General features: G+C 66.0%; 16 protein-coding genes. 10 read left to right on the top strand and 6 right to left on the bottom strand.

Going from position 1 to position 14,565, the window contains the following annotated elements; all coding sequences use genetic code 11:
• Positions 1-58 precede the first annotated feature (58 nt).
• The 3 genes from ssb (at position 59) to ACSQ9I_RS28600 (ending at position 2,708) form a co-directional block, all read left to right on the top strand.
• Positions 59-571, top strand: a complete 513-nt coding sequence (ssb, locus tag ACSQ9I_RS28610; protein ID WP_436315383.1) for a single-stranded DNA-binding protein — start codon at positions 59-61, stop codon at positions 569-571.
• Between the two features lie 730 nt (positions 572-1,301).
• Positions 1,302-1,607, top strand: coding sequence for a hypothetical protein (locus ACSQ9I_RS28605; RefSeq protein ID WP_436315382.1), 306 nt, complete (start codon positions 1,302-1,304; stop codon positions 1,605-1,607).
• Positions 1,608-1,727: 120 nt separating this feature from the next.
• The gene (locus ACSQ9I_RS28600) at positions 1,728-2,708 is read left to right on the top strand and encodes an LLM class flavin-dependent oxidoreductase (RefSeq protein ID WP_436315381.1); all 981 of its coding nucleotides are present in this window, start codon (positions 1,728-1,730) and stop codon (positions 2,706-2,708) included.
• A gap of 8 nt (positions 2,709-2,716) precedes the next feature.
• Here the strand turns inward: ACSQ9I_RS28600 and ACSQ9I_RS28595 are convergent, their stop codons facing one another.
• Positions 2,717-4,297, bottom strand: coding sequence for a WS/DGAT/MGAT family O-acyltransferase (locus tag ACSQ9I_RS28595; protein WP_436315380.1), 1,581 nt, complete (start codon positions 4,295-4,297; stop codon positions 2,717-2,719).
• Positions 4,298-4,311: 14 nt separating this feature from the next.
• Entirely contained in the window at positions 4,312-5,325 is a 1,014-nt protein-coding gene (locus ACSQ9I_RS28590; RefSeq protein ID WP_436315379.1) for a Bug family tripartite tricarboxylate transporter substrate binding protein, read from the bottom strand.
• Positions 5,326-5,445: 120 nt separating this feature from the next.
• Here ACSQ9I_RS28590 and mnmA point away from each other — a divergent pair, with 120 nt between their 5' ends.
• The gene (mnmA, locus tag ACSQ9I_RS28585) at positions 5,446-6,555 is read left to right on the top strand and encodes a tRNA 2-thiouridine(34) synthase MnmA (RefSeq protein WP_436315378.1); all 1,110 of its coding nucleotides are present in this window, start codon (positions 5,446-5,448) and stop codon (positions 6,553-6,555) included.
• On the opposite strand, the gene ACSQ9I_RS28580 is transcribed toward mnmA, so the two are convergent.
• From ACSQ9I_RS28580 to ACSQ9I_RS28570, 3 genes are read right to left on the bottom strand one after another with little or no spacing between them, the layout of a single operon-like run.
• Positions 6,552-7,037, bottom strand: a complete 486-nt coding sequence (locus tag ACSQ9I_RS28580; protein ID WP_436315377.1) for an NUDIX hydrolase — start codon at positions 7,035-7,037, stop codon at positions 6,552-6,554. The two genes, mnmA and ACSQ9I_RS28580, sit on opposite strands and share 4 nt — an antisense overlap.
• Positions 7,038-7,463, bottom strand: coding sequence for a DUF4019 domain-containing protein (locus ACSQ9I_RS28575; RefSeq protein ID WP_436315376.1), 426 nt, complete (start codon positions 7,461-7,463; stop codon positions 7,038-7,040).
• A 43-nt stretch (positions 7,464-7,506) separates the two neighbouring features.
• Positions 7,507-7,800 (bottom strand): response regulator transcription factor, encoded by a 294-nt coding sequence (locus ACSQ9I_RS28570; RefSeq protein ID WP_436315375.1) that lies wholly within the window; start codon positions 7,798-7,800, stop codon positions 7,507-7,509.
• On the opposite strand from ACSQ9I_RS28570, the gene ACSQ9I_RS28565 reads away from it, so the two are divergent.
• The 6 genes from ACSQ9I_RS28565 (at position 7,799) to ACSQ9I_RS28540 (ending at position 13,531) form a co-directional block, all read left to right on the top strand.
• Positions 7,799-7,954, top strand: a complete 156-nt coding sequence (locus ACSQ9I_RS28565) for a hypothetical protein (RefSeq protein WP_436315374.1) — start codon at positions 7,799-7,801, stop codon at positions 7,952-7,954. The two genes, ACSQ9I_RS28570 and ACSQ9I_RS28565, sit on opposite strands and share 2 nt — an antisense overlap.
• A 141-nt stretch (positions 7,955-8,095) precedes the next feature.
• Positions 8,096-9,211, top strand: coding sequence for a Re/Si-specific NAD(P)(+) transhydrogenase subunit alpha (locus tag ACSQ9I_RS28560; RefSeq protein WP_436310011.1), 1,116 nt, complete (start codon positions 8,096-8,098; stop codon positions 9,209-9,211).
• Between the two features lie 19 nt (positions 9,212-9,230).
• The gene (locus tag ACSQ9I_RS28555; protein WP_286664638.1) at positions 9,231-9,557 is read left to right on the top strand and encodes an NAD(P) transhydrogenase subunit alpha; all 327 of its coding nucleotides are present in this window, start codon (positions 9,231-9,233) and stop codon (positions 9,555-9,557) included.
• Positions 9,554-10,978 carry an NAD(P)(+) transhydrogenase (Re/Si-specific) subunit beta gene (locus tag ACSQ9I_RS28550; protein WP_436305890.1) on the top strand — a complete coding sequence of 475 codons (1,425 nt, stop codon included), beginning with the start codon at positions 9,554-9,556 and terminating at the stop codon, positions 10,976-10,978. The genes ACSQ9I_RS28555 and ACSQ9I_RS28550 overlap by 4 nt, the downstream gene beginning before the upstream one ends.
• 91 nt (positions 10,979-11,069) lie before the next feature.
• Entirely contained in the window at positions 11,070-12,746 is a 1,677-nt protein-coding gene (locus tag ACSQ9I_RS28545; protein WP_436305889.1) for a long-chain-fatty-acid--CoA ligase, read from the top strand.
• A gap of 11 nt (positions 12,747-12,757) precedes the next feature.
• On the top strand, positions 12,758-13,531 hold the full coding sequence (locus tag ACSQ9I_RS28540) for a 5'-methylthioadenosine/adenosylhomocysteine nucleosidase (protein ID WP_436315373.1): 774 nt from the start codon (positions 12,758-12,760) through the stop codon (positions 13,529-13,531).
• Here ACSQ9I_RS28540 and corA read toward each other — a convergent pair.
• Positions 13,524-14,510 (bottom strand): magnesium/cobalt transporter CorA, encoded by a 987-nt coding sequence (gene corA, locus ACSQ9I_RS28535; RefSeq protein ID WP_093109938.1) that lies wholly within the window; start codon positions 14,508-14,510, stop codon positions 13,524-13,526. The two genes, ACSQ9I_RS28540 and corA, sit on opposite strands and share 8 nt — an antisense overlap.
• Between the last annotated feature and the right edge of the window lie 55 nt (positions 14,511-14,565).

Below are 14,565 nucleotides of genomic sequence, written 5' to 3'. Positions count from 1 at the left end.
GGCTGCGGCACAATCTCCGCTTTCCTCCTCTTCCATCCATTCATCAGGGGCAGTGCATATGGCATCGGTCAACAAAGTCATCCTCGTCGGCAATCTCGGGCGCGATCCGGAAACGCGCACCTTTCCCAGCGGGGACCAGGTCTGCAACGTGACCCTCGCCACCACCGACAAGTGGAAAGACAAGCAAAGCGGCGAGATGCGCGAAGCCACCGAGTGGCACCGTCTCGTGTTCAACGGCCGCCTGGCCGAGATCGCCGCCCAGTATCTGCGCAAGGGCTCGCAGATCTACGTCGAGGGCCAGATCCGCACCCGCAAGTACAACGACAAGGACGGCGTCGAAAAATACGCCACCGACATCCGCGTCGACCAGATGCAGATGCTCGGCAGCCGCCAGGGCCAGGGCGGGCCTTCGGGCGGCGACGACGACGGCGGCTACTCGCAGGGGGCGCAAGGCGGCGGCTATTCGCGTCCTCCCGCGGCGGCACCTCGCGCTGCGGCACCGGCACCACGGCAGGCGCCGGCCAAATCCTCGTCGGGCTTCGACGATATGGACGACGATATTCCGTTCTGACGAAATCTTTCAGAGATCTCATAAAGGCGCAGGGCTTGGCGGCGCTGCGCCTTTCTTGTTGCACCTCAATACGCGCATGGCGCCAAGCACGAGAGGCGAAAGTCAGCGGTATATCAATTGACTGCGCACTGATTGTGATCAGCAAGTCTTTGGGACGAAGTCAGCAGTGTCCAGAACACGCGTGCAAATCTGATTTTTTTTGACGGACGGCCTAAACAGACCACATCGCTCGGTTAGTCCGTCCAGCCGGCGCATTCGTAGAACGACCTTGTTCTCACCTGTCACGCCTCGCGCACCCTCTCACAGGGTATCCAGCAGGTGGATCACACAAGAAGTGTGAAGTAAATCGCAAGAACTACTGCTCGGCCCGAGCCAATTCTGATGAATTGTCGCGGTAATTCTGTCGCGCCAACCCTCCCCCCGCACCATCCGCACCCGCTGACAAGAGCGCAAAGCGTTGCGTCGCCTGTCTATTTATTCCTTTTGGAATTGCTGTCCTTTTGCAGTCCTGCGGTCCGGGTTTCTCTATTCATGCGTGAGGGAGTTCGGGTCTTGAGAAAAGTCCGTCCGTCATGATGAAGCGCAACGCAATTGAGATTTTCCGCCGCAGCACCCTTTGGTTTCTGTGGATATGGCTTGCCTTTGCCGGTGCCCAAGCGTTTGCGGCGACCACGGCAGTTAATACCGCAACCATTGCGCCGCCGGCGGGGGTGACGGATACGGTAGGCGGTTGCGACTCGGCAACGCCGCCGAACTGCACGGGAAACAACACCTCGTCCGCCACGATCGATGTGTGGGCGGTGACGGTGAGCAGGAGCGCCAACCCTGCGAGCGGCAGCAGACGATCGCGTACACGGTGACGGCGACGGTGACGGGAGGGGCGACGACGCAGCCGGTGGTGCTGACGGACGACACGCTGAGCACGGGCCTGACGTTTGGAACGGTGAGCGCGCCGGGCGCGTTCGTGGCCGTGCTGCCTGCCGGCGGCGTGGTCGTGACGATGCAGTGCACCGTCACGGCAAGCGGTCTCCCATGAAGCTGGCTTGATCAAGCTCGCCTAGCAGAGCGGCTGCAAGGCTGCAATGGCCCTTCGCGTTCGCGGGCCCCGCACTTCGGTCCAAGATGCCGGCCCTGCTTCGTTCGCTCCGGCCGATCCATGACCCCACTTTCCATCCTCGACCTGTCGCCCATCACCGAGGGCAGCACCGCCGCGCAGTCCTTCCGCAATTCGCTCAGCCTGGCGCAGCATGGCGAGAAGCTTGGCTACCGGCGCTACTGGCTGGCCGAGCACCACGGCATGCCGGGCATCGCGAGCGCCGCGACGGCCGTGCTGCTGGCGTATATCGGCGCCGGCACTTCCACCATCCGCATCGGCGCCGGCGGCGTGATGCTGCCCAACCATTCGCCGCTGGTGATCGCCGAGCAGTTCGGCACGCTCGAGTCGCTCTATCCCGGCCGCATCGATCTCGGTCTCGGCCGCGCACCGGGCTCGGACCAGCGCACCGCGCAGGCGCTGCGGCGCGACCTGCAGTCCGATGCCGACCAGTTTCCGCAGGACGTGGTCGAGCTGATGGATTTCATGTCGAAGGAGCCGAAGCAGCCGGTGCGTGCGGTGCCGGGCATGGGACTCGAAGTGCCGATCTGGATCCTGGGCTCGAGCACCTTCGGCGCGCAGCTTGCGGCTCACCTCGGGCTGCCCTACGCCTTTGCTTCGCATTTCGCGCCGCAGCAGCTGATGCAGGCGATCCGCATCTACCGCGAGACCTTCAAGCCCTCGAAGCAGCTGGACAAGCCTTACGTGATGCTCGGCTTCAACGTGTTCGCGGCCGAGACCGACGAGGAGGCGGTGTTCCGTTCGAGTTCGTGGCAGCAGGCCTTCGTGAACCTGCGCAGCGGGCGGCCGGGGCGCCTGCCGCCGCCGGTCGAGAACTACCGCCAGCGTGTCGGGCCGGCGGAGAACGCTTTGCTCGATTCGGTGCTCTCGTGTTCGGCCGTGGGATCGCGCGAGACGGTGCGCGCCGGCATCGAGGCCTTCGTCGAACGCACGGGGGCGGACGAGCTGATGATCACCTCGCAGGTGTTCGACCACGAGGCCCGGCTGCGGTCCTACGAGATCCTGGCCGAGCTGCGCGAATAGACAAGTCCTCAGTTCAACGCGGCAGCGCGCTTCGGGGCAGCTGCCTTGCGCGGCGCCCGCGTCCCGGCAGCGCGCACCGCCTTCGCAACGACCTTCTTCTTCGGCGCTGCCCGCTTCTTCGCCACTGGCGCAGCAACAGGCGCGGCAACTGGAGCAGCAACAGGCGCAGTCGCCGCCTGTCCCACGATCAGCCCGAAGAGCTTCTTGTGCTCCGCGACCACATAGTCGCCCAGATCGGCGATGTCCGGCACCGCGCGCCGGCAGGCCGTGAGCCCGAACTCGAGCGAGCCGTTGTAGCTCTGCACCGTCATGTTGAGCGCCAGCCCGTGCCCCGGAATCGACACCGGGAAATAGGTTGCCAGCTTGGCGCCCGCGAAGTAGAGCGGGAACGACGGGCCGGGCACATTGGAGATCGCCACGTTGGCCATCGGCGGCAGCTTGTCCGCGAGGCCGGAGCGGCCGTAGAGCGAGGCCAGGCCCGACATCAGCGATGGCACGCCGAGCGACGGGAAGTCGGTCGGGATCGCGGCCTTCACGTTGCCGGTGAGCTTCTTGCCCTCGCTCGACGATTCGTGGATGGCGGCGAGGCGTTCCAGTGGATCTGAAATGTCGGTGGCCAGGCTGACCAGCATCACCGACACCTGGTTGTTGAGATCAGTGTTGCCCTCGCTGCGCAGCGATACCGGCACGCCGGCCATGAGCGGCTTGGCGGGCTTGCAGCCGTAGTCGGCCAGGTAGCGCTTGAGCGCGCCGGCGCAGATGGCCAGCACGATGTCGTTGAGGCTGGTGTTCGTGGCCTTGGCCATCTGCTTGACCTCGGCCAGCGGCACCGAGCGCCCGGCAAAGGAACGCTGGTTGGTGATCGAGACGTTGAGCGGCGTCCTGGGCGCGGTCTTCAATCCCTTGGGCAGCTCGAAGCTGCGCTTGCCGGTGGTTTCCGAGACCGGCAGCAGCACGCTCGTGATCGCCTTGGCGGTGGCGGGGATCGACTGGATCAGCTTCACGTACTGCTGCACGGTGTTGCTGAGCGCCGCGCTCGCGAGCTCGGCCATGCCTAGCTGCGATGAATCGGGGCGACGGTTGGCGCGCGGCGCCTTCACCGGTGCTGGCGTGGCGGAGATGTCGAACAGCGCCTTGGCCACCGCAACACCGGCCTGCCCGTCGATGGCCGCATGGTGCATCTTGCTGTAGAGCGCGACCTGGCCGGTCTGCAACCCTTCGATGATGTAGATCTCCCAAAGCGGCCGGCTGCGGTCCAGCAGCGTGGAGTGGAGCCGGCCGACCAGGCGCTCGAGCTGTGCCATGGTGCCGGGCCTCGGCATGATCACGTGACGGATGTGGTGGTCGAGATCCAGGTCGTCGTCGTCCACCCACACTGGGTTGGCCAGGTCGAAGGGCATCATCGCGAGCTTGCGCACGAACACCGAAGCCAGGTGCAGCCGGCCGCTCAGGTACTTCTTGGCGTCCTCGGCGAAGTCGCCTTCGTAGCCTGCAGGCAGGTCGATGAGCTGCAGGCTGCCCACGTGCATCGGCGATTCGGGTGTTTCGAGGTGCAGGAACGATGCGTCCATGCCGCTGAGGTGAATCATGACGGGCTCCTTGATCAATCGGGCTTGATGCCGGCCTTGGCGACGATCTCTTTCCAGGTCTTCTGCTGGGCCGAGATGAAGGCGCCGAACTGCTCCGGCGTATCGCCCACGCCCAGGGCCGAATCGTGCGCGAAGCGCTCGGTCACGGGGCCGGTCTTCAGGGCCTTCAGGCTTTCTTCCTGCAGCCGCTTCACGATCGGCGCAGGCGTCGAGGCCGGTGCAAGCAGGCCATACCACTGCGAGGTCTCGAAGCCCTTGTAGCCGCTCTCCGCGATGGTGGGCACGTCGGGCAGAGCGGCGATGCGCTGCGCCGAGCCCACGGCCAGCGCGCGCAGCTTGCCCGACTTGATGAAGGCCGAGACGCTGGGCATGCCGTTCATCGCCACCTGCGTGCGGCCGGCCAGCAAGTCGGTCATCTGCGGGCCACTGCCGCGGTAAGGGATGTGCGTCATGAAGAAGCCGGCCGTGAGCTTCAGGTACTCCATGCTCAGGTGGCCGGCGCTGCCGTTGCCGGCCGACGAGTAGTTGAGCTTGGCCGGGTTGGCCTTGGCGTAGGCGATGAACTCCTTGAAGGTCTTCACCGGCACGTCCGGATGCACCACCAGCACGTTCGGCACCTTGGCCAGCAAGGTCACGGGCACGAAGTCCCGGTTCACGTCGTAGGGCTGGTTCGGCAGCATGTAGGGGTTGACGGCCAGCGTGCCCACATGGCCGAGGATCAGGCTGTAGCCGTCGCCTGGCGCCTTGGCGATCTCCTGCATGGCGATGGTGCCCGCGCCGCCGGGCTTGTTCTCGACGTAGACGCTCTGGCCCAGCTGCTTGGTGAGTTCGGCCGCGACCGAGCGCGCTACCACCTCGCTGGAGCCGCCGGGCGCGAAGGGCACAACGAGCCGGATGCTCTTCTGCGGCCAGGCGCCCTGGGCCTGCACGGCGTGGGCGCCGCCCGCGGCGAAAAGCGCGAGCGACTGGCAAACCAGCCGGCGCGAGACCGGGGGCGGCCACGCGGGGCCGGGGGGAAGACTGTTCATGCGTGTCTCCAGTTGAGGCAGCCCATTGTGGGAGCCTGCCGCCTCCCTGCGGGCATGGGCCGCTCGGTGATTTCCCGGATGCGGGCACCGGCTTGCCGAGGCTGGGACAATCGCCTCCTCATGGAAAAACAGCGCATCGTGGTGGGCCTGAGCGGCGGAGTGGACTCCGCGGTCACGGCGCACCTGCTCAAGCAGCAGGGCCACGAGGTGGTCGGCATCTTCATGAAGAACTGGGAAGACGATGACGACAGCGAGTACTGCTCGTCGAACATCGACTTCGTCGACGCCGCGAGTGTGGCCGACGTGTTAGGCATCGAAATCGAACACGTCAACTTCGCGGCCGACTACAAGGACCGCGTGTTCGCCGAGTTCCTGCGCGAATACCAGGTCGGCCGCACGCCCAACCCGGACGTGCTGTGCAATGCCGAGATCAAGTTCAAGGCCTTTCTCGATCATGCGATGCGGCTCGGCGCCGAGAAGATTGCTACCGGGCACTACGCGCGCGTGCGGCGCAACGCGGCGAGCGGGCGCTACGAGCTGCTCAAGGGACTCGATCCGGCCAAGGACCAGAGCTATTTCCTGCACCGCCTGAACCAGCAGCAGCTCTCTAAGACGCTGTTCCCCGTCGGCGAACTGCGCAAGACCGAGGTGCGCCGCATCGCCGACGAGATCGGCCTGCCGAACGCGAAGAAGAAGGACTCGACCGGCATCTGCTTCATCGGCGAGCGGCCCTTCCGCGAGTTTCTCAACCGCTACATCTCCAAGGAGCCGGGCCCGATCCGCGACGAGCGCGGCCGCCAAATCGGCGAGCACCAGGGCCTGAGCTTCTACACGCTGGGCCAGCGGCAGGGACTCGGCATCGGCGGTATCAAGCCCAAGGGAGCGCAGCGCGGGGCGGGGGATCACTCGCCCTGGTTCGTGGCGCGCAAGGACGTAGCGAACAACACGCTGTGGGTGGTGCAGGGCCACGACCATCCATGGCTGCTGTCGCCGGCGCTCGAAGTCGACGATGCGAGCTGGGTCGCGGGCAGCGCGCCGCCCTCGGGCGCTTATGCGGCGAAGTCGCGCTACCGCCAGGCTGATGCGGGCTGCGAGCTGGGTGAAGGCGCCAACGGCGCTTTCCGGCTCGCCTTTGCCGAACCGCAATGGGCGGTGACGCCGGGGCAGTCGGCGGTGCTCTACGACGGGGATGTGTGCCTGGGTGGCGGGGTGATCGCGCGGGCGGGTTAGATTTGCGACGGTGCGGCGACCGACACGTGGGTGTGGATCAGGTCCAGCGAATAGCGTTGTCCTGCCAGGTAGTCCTCCACGCATTGCAGCAGCAGCGGGCTGCGATGGCGCGCCACGCTCGAACGGATCTCGTCGGCCGTCATCCACAGGGTGCGCACGATGCCTTCGTCCAGCGGCCGGCCCGGCTCGAAGGCGCCGAGCGTGCCGGCGAAGGCGAAGCGCATGTAGGTCACGTCTTCGTCGCCGAGGAAGCGCGCCATGTAGATGCCGACGAGGACGGTCGGCGTGAAGTGGTGGGCCGTTTCTTCCAGCGTCTCGCGCGCGCAGCCCTCGGCCGGCGATTCGCCCGGGTCGAGATGGCCGGCCGGCGTGTTGAGCTTGAGGCCGGCCTTCGTACGCTCTTCGACCAGCAGGAAGCGTCCGTCCTGCTCGATCACCGCGGCGACGGTGACGTTGGGTTTCCAGCGAGCGACCGAGGCCATTCAGCGCAGCACGTAGCCCGAGAAGCGCCAGACGCGGTCGCTGCCCAGCTGAAAGGTCACCAGTTCGCGCACGGTGGTCGTGCTGCTGTTGGCGAAGCGGGTCTCGTACTCGATGCTCACATACTGGCCGGCCAGGTCGGGATCGCCATCGCCGACGACCTGCCGGTTGATCGCGACCCAGGTGCGTTGCTGCGCGGCGCCGAGCGGCGTGCGGGCCTTCGCGACCTGGCTCATGAAGTCGCTGCGGCTGACGCGCTTGCGGGCAGCCGGCGCGGCGCCGTCCCAGAGCTCGCCGGTCTTGTTCTGGTCGATCATCTGGACCGCCTGCAGGCCGCCGCGCACCAGCTCGCTCGGGTCCACCTCCTGCGCGGCCACGAGGTGCAGCCAGCCGCCGAGCAGCAGGGCCGCGGACAAAAGTCGGGTCATTCGACTCATCATCGTGGTGATGCTCCTTCGATCGGGGACCGGCTCATTCGGACGCGCCCGCCATGGGGTACGGCGACTCGATCCCATTCTGGTCGATGAACTCGAGCCGGTAACCGGTGCGGCGCAAAAGCGCCTGCACCCGCGCCTTGAGGTCGGCCACGCGGATCGGCTTGGCCATGAAGTCGTCGGCGCCGAGCGTCAGCGCCTCGACCATGTCCTCTTCCTTGCGCCGTTTGGCCACGAAGAGGATGGGGAGGCTGCTGGCGAGCTTTTCGCGTATCCACCTGACGACGTCCGACCCGTCGACGTCGGGAAGCCGCCAGTCGAGGATCAGCATGATCGAAGCTTTGCTGGTAGAGGGCACGCTGCAGGGAGCGCCCGTCTTCGAAACCATGACATTCATGCCCGATCACTGCCATGGCATGCCGAACCAGTTCGAGCTGGCGCGGCTCGTCGTCGAGCGCTGCAATTCGCATCTTTCATCCCCCTGATTTCTTTCCGTAAAGCCGGCGATCTGTGCGCCGGTCATTCGCGAGGCGCTACTGTACAGAGGGATGCGGTCCTCGGCCAGTTCTTTGTCATCTTCATGTAAGCTCGGCCCGAATTCCAACGCTGCCCCGAGGAGATCCCCCATGCTGATAGGCGTGCCGGCCGAAACTGCGCCAGGCGAAACCCGTGTGGCCGTCACTGCGGAGACGGCCAAGAAGCTCGTTGCACAGGGTCACACCGTGCGCATCCAGTCCGGCGCCGGCGTGGTGGCCAGCGTCACCGATGCGGCCTACCAGGCCGCCGGCGCCGAGATCACCGACGACAACGGCGCCTTCGGCGCCGACATCGTGCTCAAGGTGCGCGCGCCGAGCGATGCCGAGGCGGCGCTCATGAAACCCGGCACCGTCGTCATCGGCATGCTCAACCCCTTCGATGCCGCGGGCCTCCAAAGGCTCGCGACGGCCGGCCTCACCGGCTTCGCGCTCGAAGCCGCGCCGCGCACCACGCGCGCGCAGAGCATGGACGTGCTGTCGAGCCAGGCCAACATCGCCGGCTACAAGGCCGTCATGATCGCGGCCGACAAGTACCAGCGCTTCTTTCCGATGCTGATGACGGCCGCCGGCACCGTGAAGGCGGCGCGCATCGTGATCCTCGGCGTCGGCGTCGCCGGCCTGCAGGCCATTGCCACCGCCAAGCGGCTCGGGGCCGTCATCGAAGCGAGCGACGTGCGCCCGAGCGTCAAGGAGCAGGTCGAGTCGCTGGGTGCCAAGTTCATCGATGTCTCGTACGACACCGACGAAGAGAAGGAAGCGGCGCAGGGCGTCGGCGGCTACGCCAAGCCGATGCCCCAGAGCTGGCTCGATCGGCAGAAGGTCGAAGTGGCCAAGCGCGTGGCCGCGGCCGACATCGTCATCACCACCGCGCTGATCCCGGGCCGGCCCGCGCCGGTGCTGGTGACCGAAGAGATGGTCAAGGCCATGAAGCCCGGTTCGGTCATCGTCGACCTGGCCGCGCCGCAAGGCGGCAACTGCCCGCTCACCGAAGCAGACCGCACCGTCATCAAGCACGGCGTCACGCTGGTGGGCGAAACCAATCTGCCCGCGCTGGTCGCGGCCGACGCGTCTTCGCTCTACGCGCGCAACGTGCTCGACTTCCTCAAGCTCATCGTGAACAAGGAAGGCGCGCTCAACATCGACCTCGAAGACGACATCGTGGCCGCCTGCCTGATGAGCAAAGACGGTCAAGTGACCCGGAAGTGAGAGAGAAGGAATTAAGACCATGGATCCCGTTTCCCATACCGTCATCAACCTGATCATCTTCGTGCTGGCCATCTACGTCGGCTACCACGTGGTCTGGACCGTCACGCCGGCGTTGCACACGCCGCTGATGGCCGTGACCAATGCGATCTCGGCGATCGTGATCGTCGGCGCCATGCTGGCGGCGGCGCTCACCGAGAGCGGTCTCGGCAAGACCATGGGCGTGCTGGCCGTGGCGCTGGCCGCGGTCAACGTCTTCGGCGGCTTCCTCGTCACGCGGCGAATGCTGGAGATGTTCAAGAAGAAGGACAAGAAGGCGCCCGCGGCCGACAAGGGGAATGCAGCATGAGCATGAATGTCGCCACGCTGCTGTACCTGATCGCATCGGTCTGCTTCATTCAATCGCTCAAGGGCCTGTCCCACCCCACCACCTCCATTCGCGGCAACCTGTTCGGCATGGTTGGCATGGCGATCGCCATCCTGACCACCGCGGCCTTGATCGTGCAGATCTCGGACGGCAAGGCCATGGGCATGGCCTGGGTGCTGCTGGGCCTGGTGGCCGGCGGCGGCTACGGCGCCTACCGCGCCAAGACCGTCGAGATGACGCAGATGCCCGAGCTGGTGGCCTTCTTCCACAGCATGATCGGTATGGCCGCGGTCTTCATCGCCGTGGCGGCGGTGGTCGAGCCCTGGGCCTTCGGCATCGTTCCCAAGGGCGAGCTCATCCCCGCGGGCAACCGGCTCGAGCTCTTCCTCGGCGCGGCCATCGGCGCCATCACCTTCAGCGGCTCGGTCATCGCCTTCGGCAAGCTCTCGGGCAAGTACAAGTTCAGGCTGTTCCAGGGCGCGCCGGTCCAGTTCAAGGGCCAGCACATGCTGAACCTGGCGCTGGGCTTGCTGACCATCGCGCTCGGCCTGGTGTTCGTCTTCACCGAGAGCTGGACCGCCTTCTTCCTGATGGTGCTGCTGTCCTTCGTGATGGGCGTGCTGATCATCATCCCGATCGGCGGCGCCGACATGCCGGTGGTGGTCTCGATGCTCAACAGCTACTCGGGTTGGGCCGCGGCAGGCATCGGCTTCAGCCTCAACAACGCGATGCTGATCGTCGCCGGCTCGCTGGTGGGTTCCTCGGGTGCGATCCTGAGCTACATCATGTGCAAGGCGATGAACCGCTCGTTCTTCAACGTGATCCTGGGCGGCTTCGGCGGCGAGGCGGCGGCGGCTTCCGGCGGCGCCAAGGAGCAGCGCCCGGTCAAGAGCGGCAGCGCCGACGACGCGGCCTACATGCTCTCCAATGCCGAGACCGTGATCATCGTGCCGGGCTACGGCCTGGCGGTGGCCCGGGCCCAGCATGCGGTCAACGAGCTGGCCGAGAAGCTCACCCACAAGGGCGTGACGGTGAAGTACGCGATCCATCCGGTGGCCGGACGCATGCCGGGCCACATGAACGTGCTGCTGGCCGAGGCCGAGGTGCCCTACGACCAGGTGTTCGAGATGGAGGACATCAACGGCGAGTTCGCGCAGGCCGACGTCGCGATCATCCTGGGCGCCAACGACGTGGTGAACCCGGCGGCGCTCACCAAGGGCACGCCGATCTACGGCATGCCGATCCTGGAGGCCTACAAGGCCAAGACGGTGATCGTGAACAAGCGTTCGATGGCTGCGGGTTATGCCGGTCTGGACAACGAGCTGTTCTACATGGATAAGACCATGATGGTCTTCGGCGACGCCAAGAAGGTGGTCGAGGACATGGGCAAGGCGATCGAATAAGGGCGCCTTGCGCCCGCGCCTCCGCCTTGCCGGCATCGCCGGCGGCGGCCCCGTTGACCAGAACTCAGAATTTCGTTGAGGAGACCCATCCATGACAGACCGCCCCTGGCTCACCAGTTACCCGCAAGGCGTGCCCGCCGATATCGATGGCTCGCGCTATCCCTCCCTGGTGGCGCTCATGGAGGAGAGCTTCTCGAAGTACGCGGAGCGCACCGCCTACAGCTTCATGGGCAAGGATCTGAGCTACGGCGAGGTCGACAAGCTGAGCCGGGCCTTCGCGGCCTACCTGCAGGGACTCGGGCTCGCGAAGGGCGATCGCGTCGCGGTCATGATGCCGAACTGCCTGCAGTACCCGATCGCGGTGTGCGGCATCCTGCGCGCCGGGCTGATCCTCGTGAACGTCAACCCGCTCTACACGCCGCGCGAGCTCGAGCACCAGTTGAAGGATTCCGGCTCCAAGGCGATCGTGATCATGGAGAACTTCGGCGCCACGCTGCAGCAATGCATCGCGTCCACGCCGGTCAAGCACGTCGTGCTGAGCGGCATGGGCGATCGGCTCGGTCTGCTCAAGGGCGCGCTGGTCAATTACGTGGTGCGCAACGTCAAGAAGATGGTGCCCGACTTCAGCCTGCCCGGCGCCGTGCGCTTCAACGACGCGCTCGACAAGGGGGCAGGGCGCGGGCCGACGCCGGCGCCGATCGGGCCTGACGATGTCGCGGTGCTGCAGTACACGGGCGGCACCACCGGCGTGTCCAAGGGCGCCGTGCTGCTGCATCGCAACGTGATCTCCAACGTGCTGCAGTCCGAGGCCTGGAACGAGCCGGTCATGCAGAAGGTGCCGGCCGGCGAGCAGCCCACCAGCGTCTGCGCCCTGCCGCTCTATCACATCTTCGCGTTCACCGTGAACATGATGCTCAGCATGCGCACCGGTGGCAAGCTGATCCTGATCCCGAATCCGCGCGACATCCCGGCCGTGCTGAAGGAACTGTCGAAGCACACCTTCCACAGCTTCCCGGCCGTCAATACCCTATTCAACGGGCTGGCCAACCATCCGGACTTCGGCACCGTCGACTGGAAGAACCTCAAGGTCTCGGTCGGCGGCGGCATGGCGGTGCAGGGCGCGGTGGCCAAGCTCTGGCTCGAGAAGACCGGCTGCCCGATCTGCGAAGGCTACGGCCTCTCCGAGACCTCGCCGTCGGCCACCTGCAACCCGACCACCAGCACCGCCTATACCGGCACCATCGGCGTGCCGCTGCCCAGCACCTACCTGAAGCTGCTCGACGACGACGGCCATGAGGTGCCGATGGGCCAGCCGGGCGAGATCGCCATCAAGGGCCCGCAGGTGATGGCCGGCTACTGGCAGCGTCCCGACGAAACGGCCAAGGTCATGACGGCCGACGGCTACTTCAAGTCCGGCGACATCGGCGTGGTCGACGAGCGCGGCTTCTTCAAGATCGTCGACCGCAAGAAGGACATGATCCTGGTCTCGGGCTTCAACGTGTATCCGAACGAGGTCGAAGAAGTGGTCGCGCAGATTCCGGGCGTGCTCGAATGCGCGGCCGTGGGCATCGGCGACGAGAAGACCGGCGAGGCCGTCAAGCTCGTGATCGTCAAGAAGAACCCGGATCTCACCGAGGCCCAGGTGCGCGACTTCTGCCGCGCCAATCTCACCGGCTACAAGCAGCCCAGGGTGGTGGAGTTCCGCACCGAGCTGCCGAAGACGCCGGTCGGCAAGATCCTGCGGCGCGAGCTGCGCGACAAGAAGTAGCGGGCACTTCCATGGCGGGGCCGGTCGCGATCGTTGCCGCCATGCAGGAGGAGCTGGGCGCGCTGCTCGCCGCGATGCCCGACGAGCAGCGTGTGCGCGTCGCCGGGCGGGATTTCTGGGTCGGCCATCTGCATGGGCAAGCCGTCGTGGCGGTGCTGTCGCGCATCGGCAAGGTCGCAGCGGCCACCACGGCCACTGTGCTGCTCGAGCGTTTCGGCGTGCGCGCCATCGTCTTCACCGGCGTTGCAGGTGGGCTCGGGCCCGGCGTGCGGGTGGGCGACGTGGTGGTGGCGACCAAGCTGCTGCAGCACGATCTGGACGCCTCGCCGATCTTTCCCAAATACGAGGTGCCGTTGACCGGGCATGCGCGCTTCGCGGCCGACACCGCGATCAGCGATGCGCTGGCCGCCGTGGCCGCCGGCCTGCTGCGCGATCCGGTCGCGCTGCTCGGGCAGACGGTGGTCGACGACTTCGGCCTGCAGGCGCCCCGGCTGCATCGCGGCCTGCTGGTGAGCGGCGACCGCTTCGTCTCGACCGCCGCCGAAAGCGATGCGCTCCGGCGCGAGTTGCCCGACGCGCTGGCGGTCGAGATGGAAGGCGCCGCGGTGGCGCAGGTGTGCCACGATTACCGCGTGCCATTCGCCGCGGTGCGCACGATCTCGGACCGCGCCGACGACGCGGCGCATGCCGACTTCCTGCGCTTCGTCGCCGCCGTCGCGAGCCGCTACAGCCTCGCGGTGATCGACGCCTGGCTCGCCACGCTGTCCGGCCGAGCGGCTACTTGAGCCAGCCGCGGCGGCGGAAGTACCACATCGGCACCAGGGCGCTGGCGACCATCAGCACGATCGCGTACGCGTAGCCGTAGCCCCATTCCAGCTCCGGCATGAGCTTGAAGTTCATGCCGTACACGCTCGCGATCAAGGTCGGCGGCAGCAGCGCGACGCTCGCCACCGAGAAGATCTTGATGGTCTTGTTCTGGTTGATGTTGATGAAACCGACGGTCGCATCCATCAGGAAGTTGATCTTGTCGAACAGGAAGGCGGTGTGGTTGTCGAGCGACTCGATGTCGCGCAGGATCTGGCGCGCCTCCTCGAACTGCTCGGCGTTCAGCATGCGGCTGCGCATCATGAAGCTCACCGCGCGGCGCGTGTCCATCACGTTGCGGCGGATGCGGCCGTTCAGGTCCTCCTGCCGCGCGATCGCGGCCAGCACCTCGCCGGCCAGTTCGTCGCTGACGTTGCCTTCCAGCACTTTCTTGCCCGCGACTTCCAGCTCGTCGTAGATGTTCTCGAGCGAGTCGGCCGAGTACTCGGCGTCGGCATCGAAGAGCTTCAAGAGCACTTCCTTGGCATCCTCGATCAGGCCGGGTGCGCGGCGCGCGCGCATGCGCAGCAGGCGGAACACCGGCACGTCTTCGTCGTGAATCGAGAACAGCACGCCGCGGCTGCGCAGTTCGGTGTTGTGCTGGTTGAGGATGAAGGCGACGCGCACGGAGCGCGGGTTCTCGGCGTCATCGATCAGGAAGTCGCTGCGTACGTGCAGCTCGCCGTTGTCTTCTTCGTAGAAGCGCGCCGACTCCTCGATGTCCTCGTCCATCGCATCCTCGGGGATGGACAGGCCGTAGTACTGCTTGATCCAGCGCTTTTCTTCGAGTGTGGGGGATTCGAGATCGACCCAGATCGGCTGGAACTGAGAGAGCTCTTCGAGGGCCTCGATTTCTTCCTGGACAAGGCGGCCGTTGGCGAGCGTGAAGATATTGAGCATGGCTCACTCCCGGTGAATTTTTGTGGCGGTTGGCGAGGGTTCGGGGCGCTTTCAA

Source organism: Variovorax sp. LjRoot84, assembly GCF_964254305.1.
Taxonomy (GTDB): domain Bacteria; phylum Pseudomonadota; class Gammaproteobacteria; order Burkholderiales; family Burkholderiaceae_C; genus Variovorax.
The sequence above is the reverse complement of the archived record's forward strand: the minus strand, read 5'-3'. Positions and strand labels throughout refer to the sequence as shown.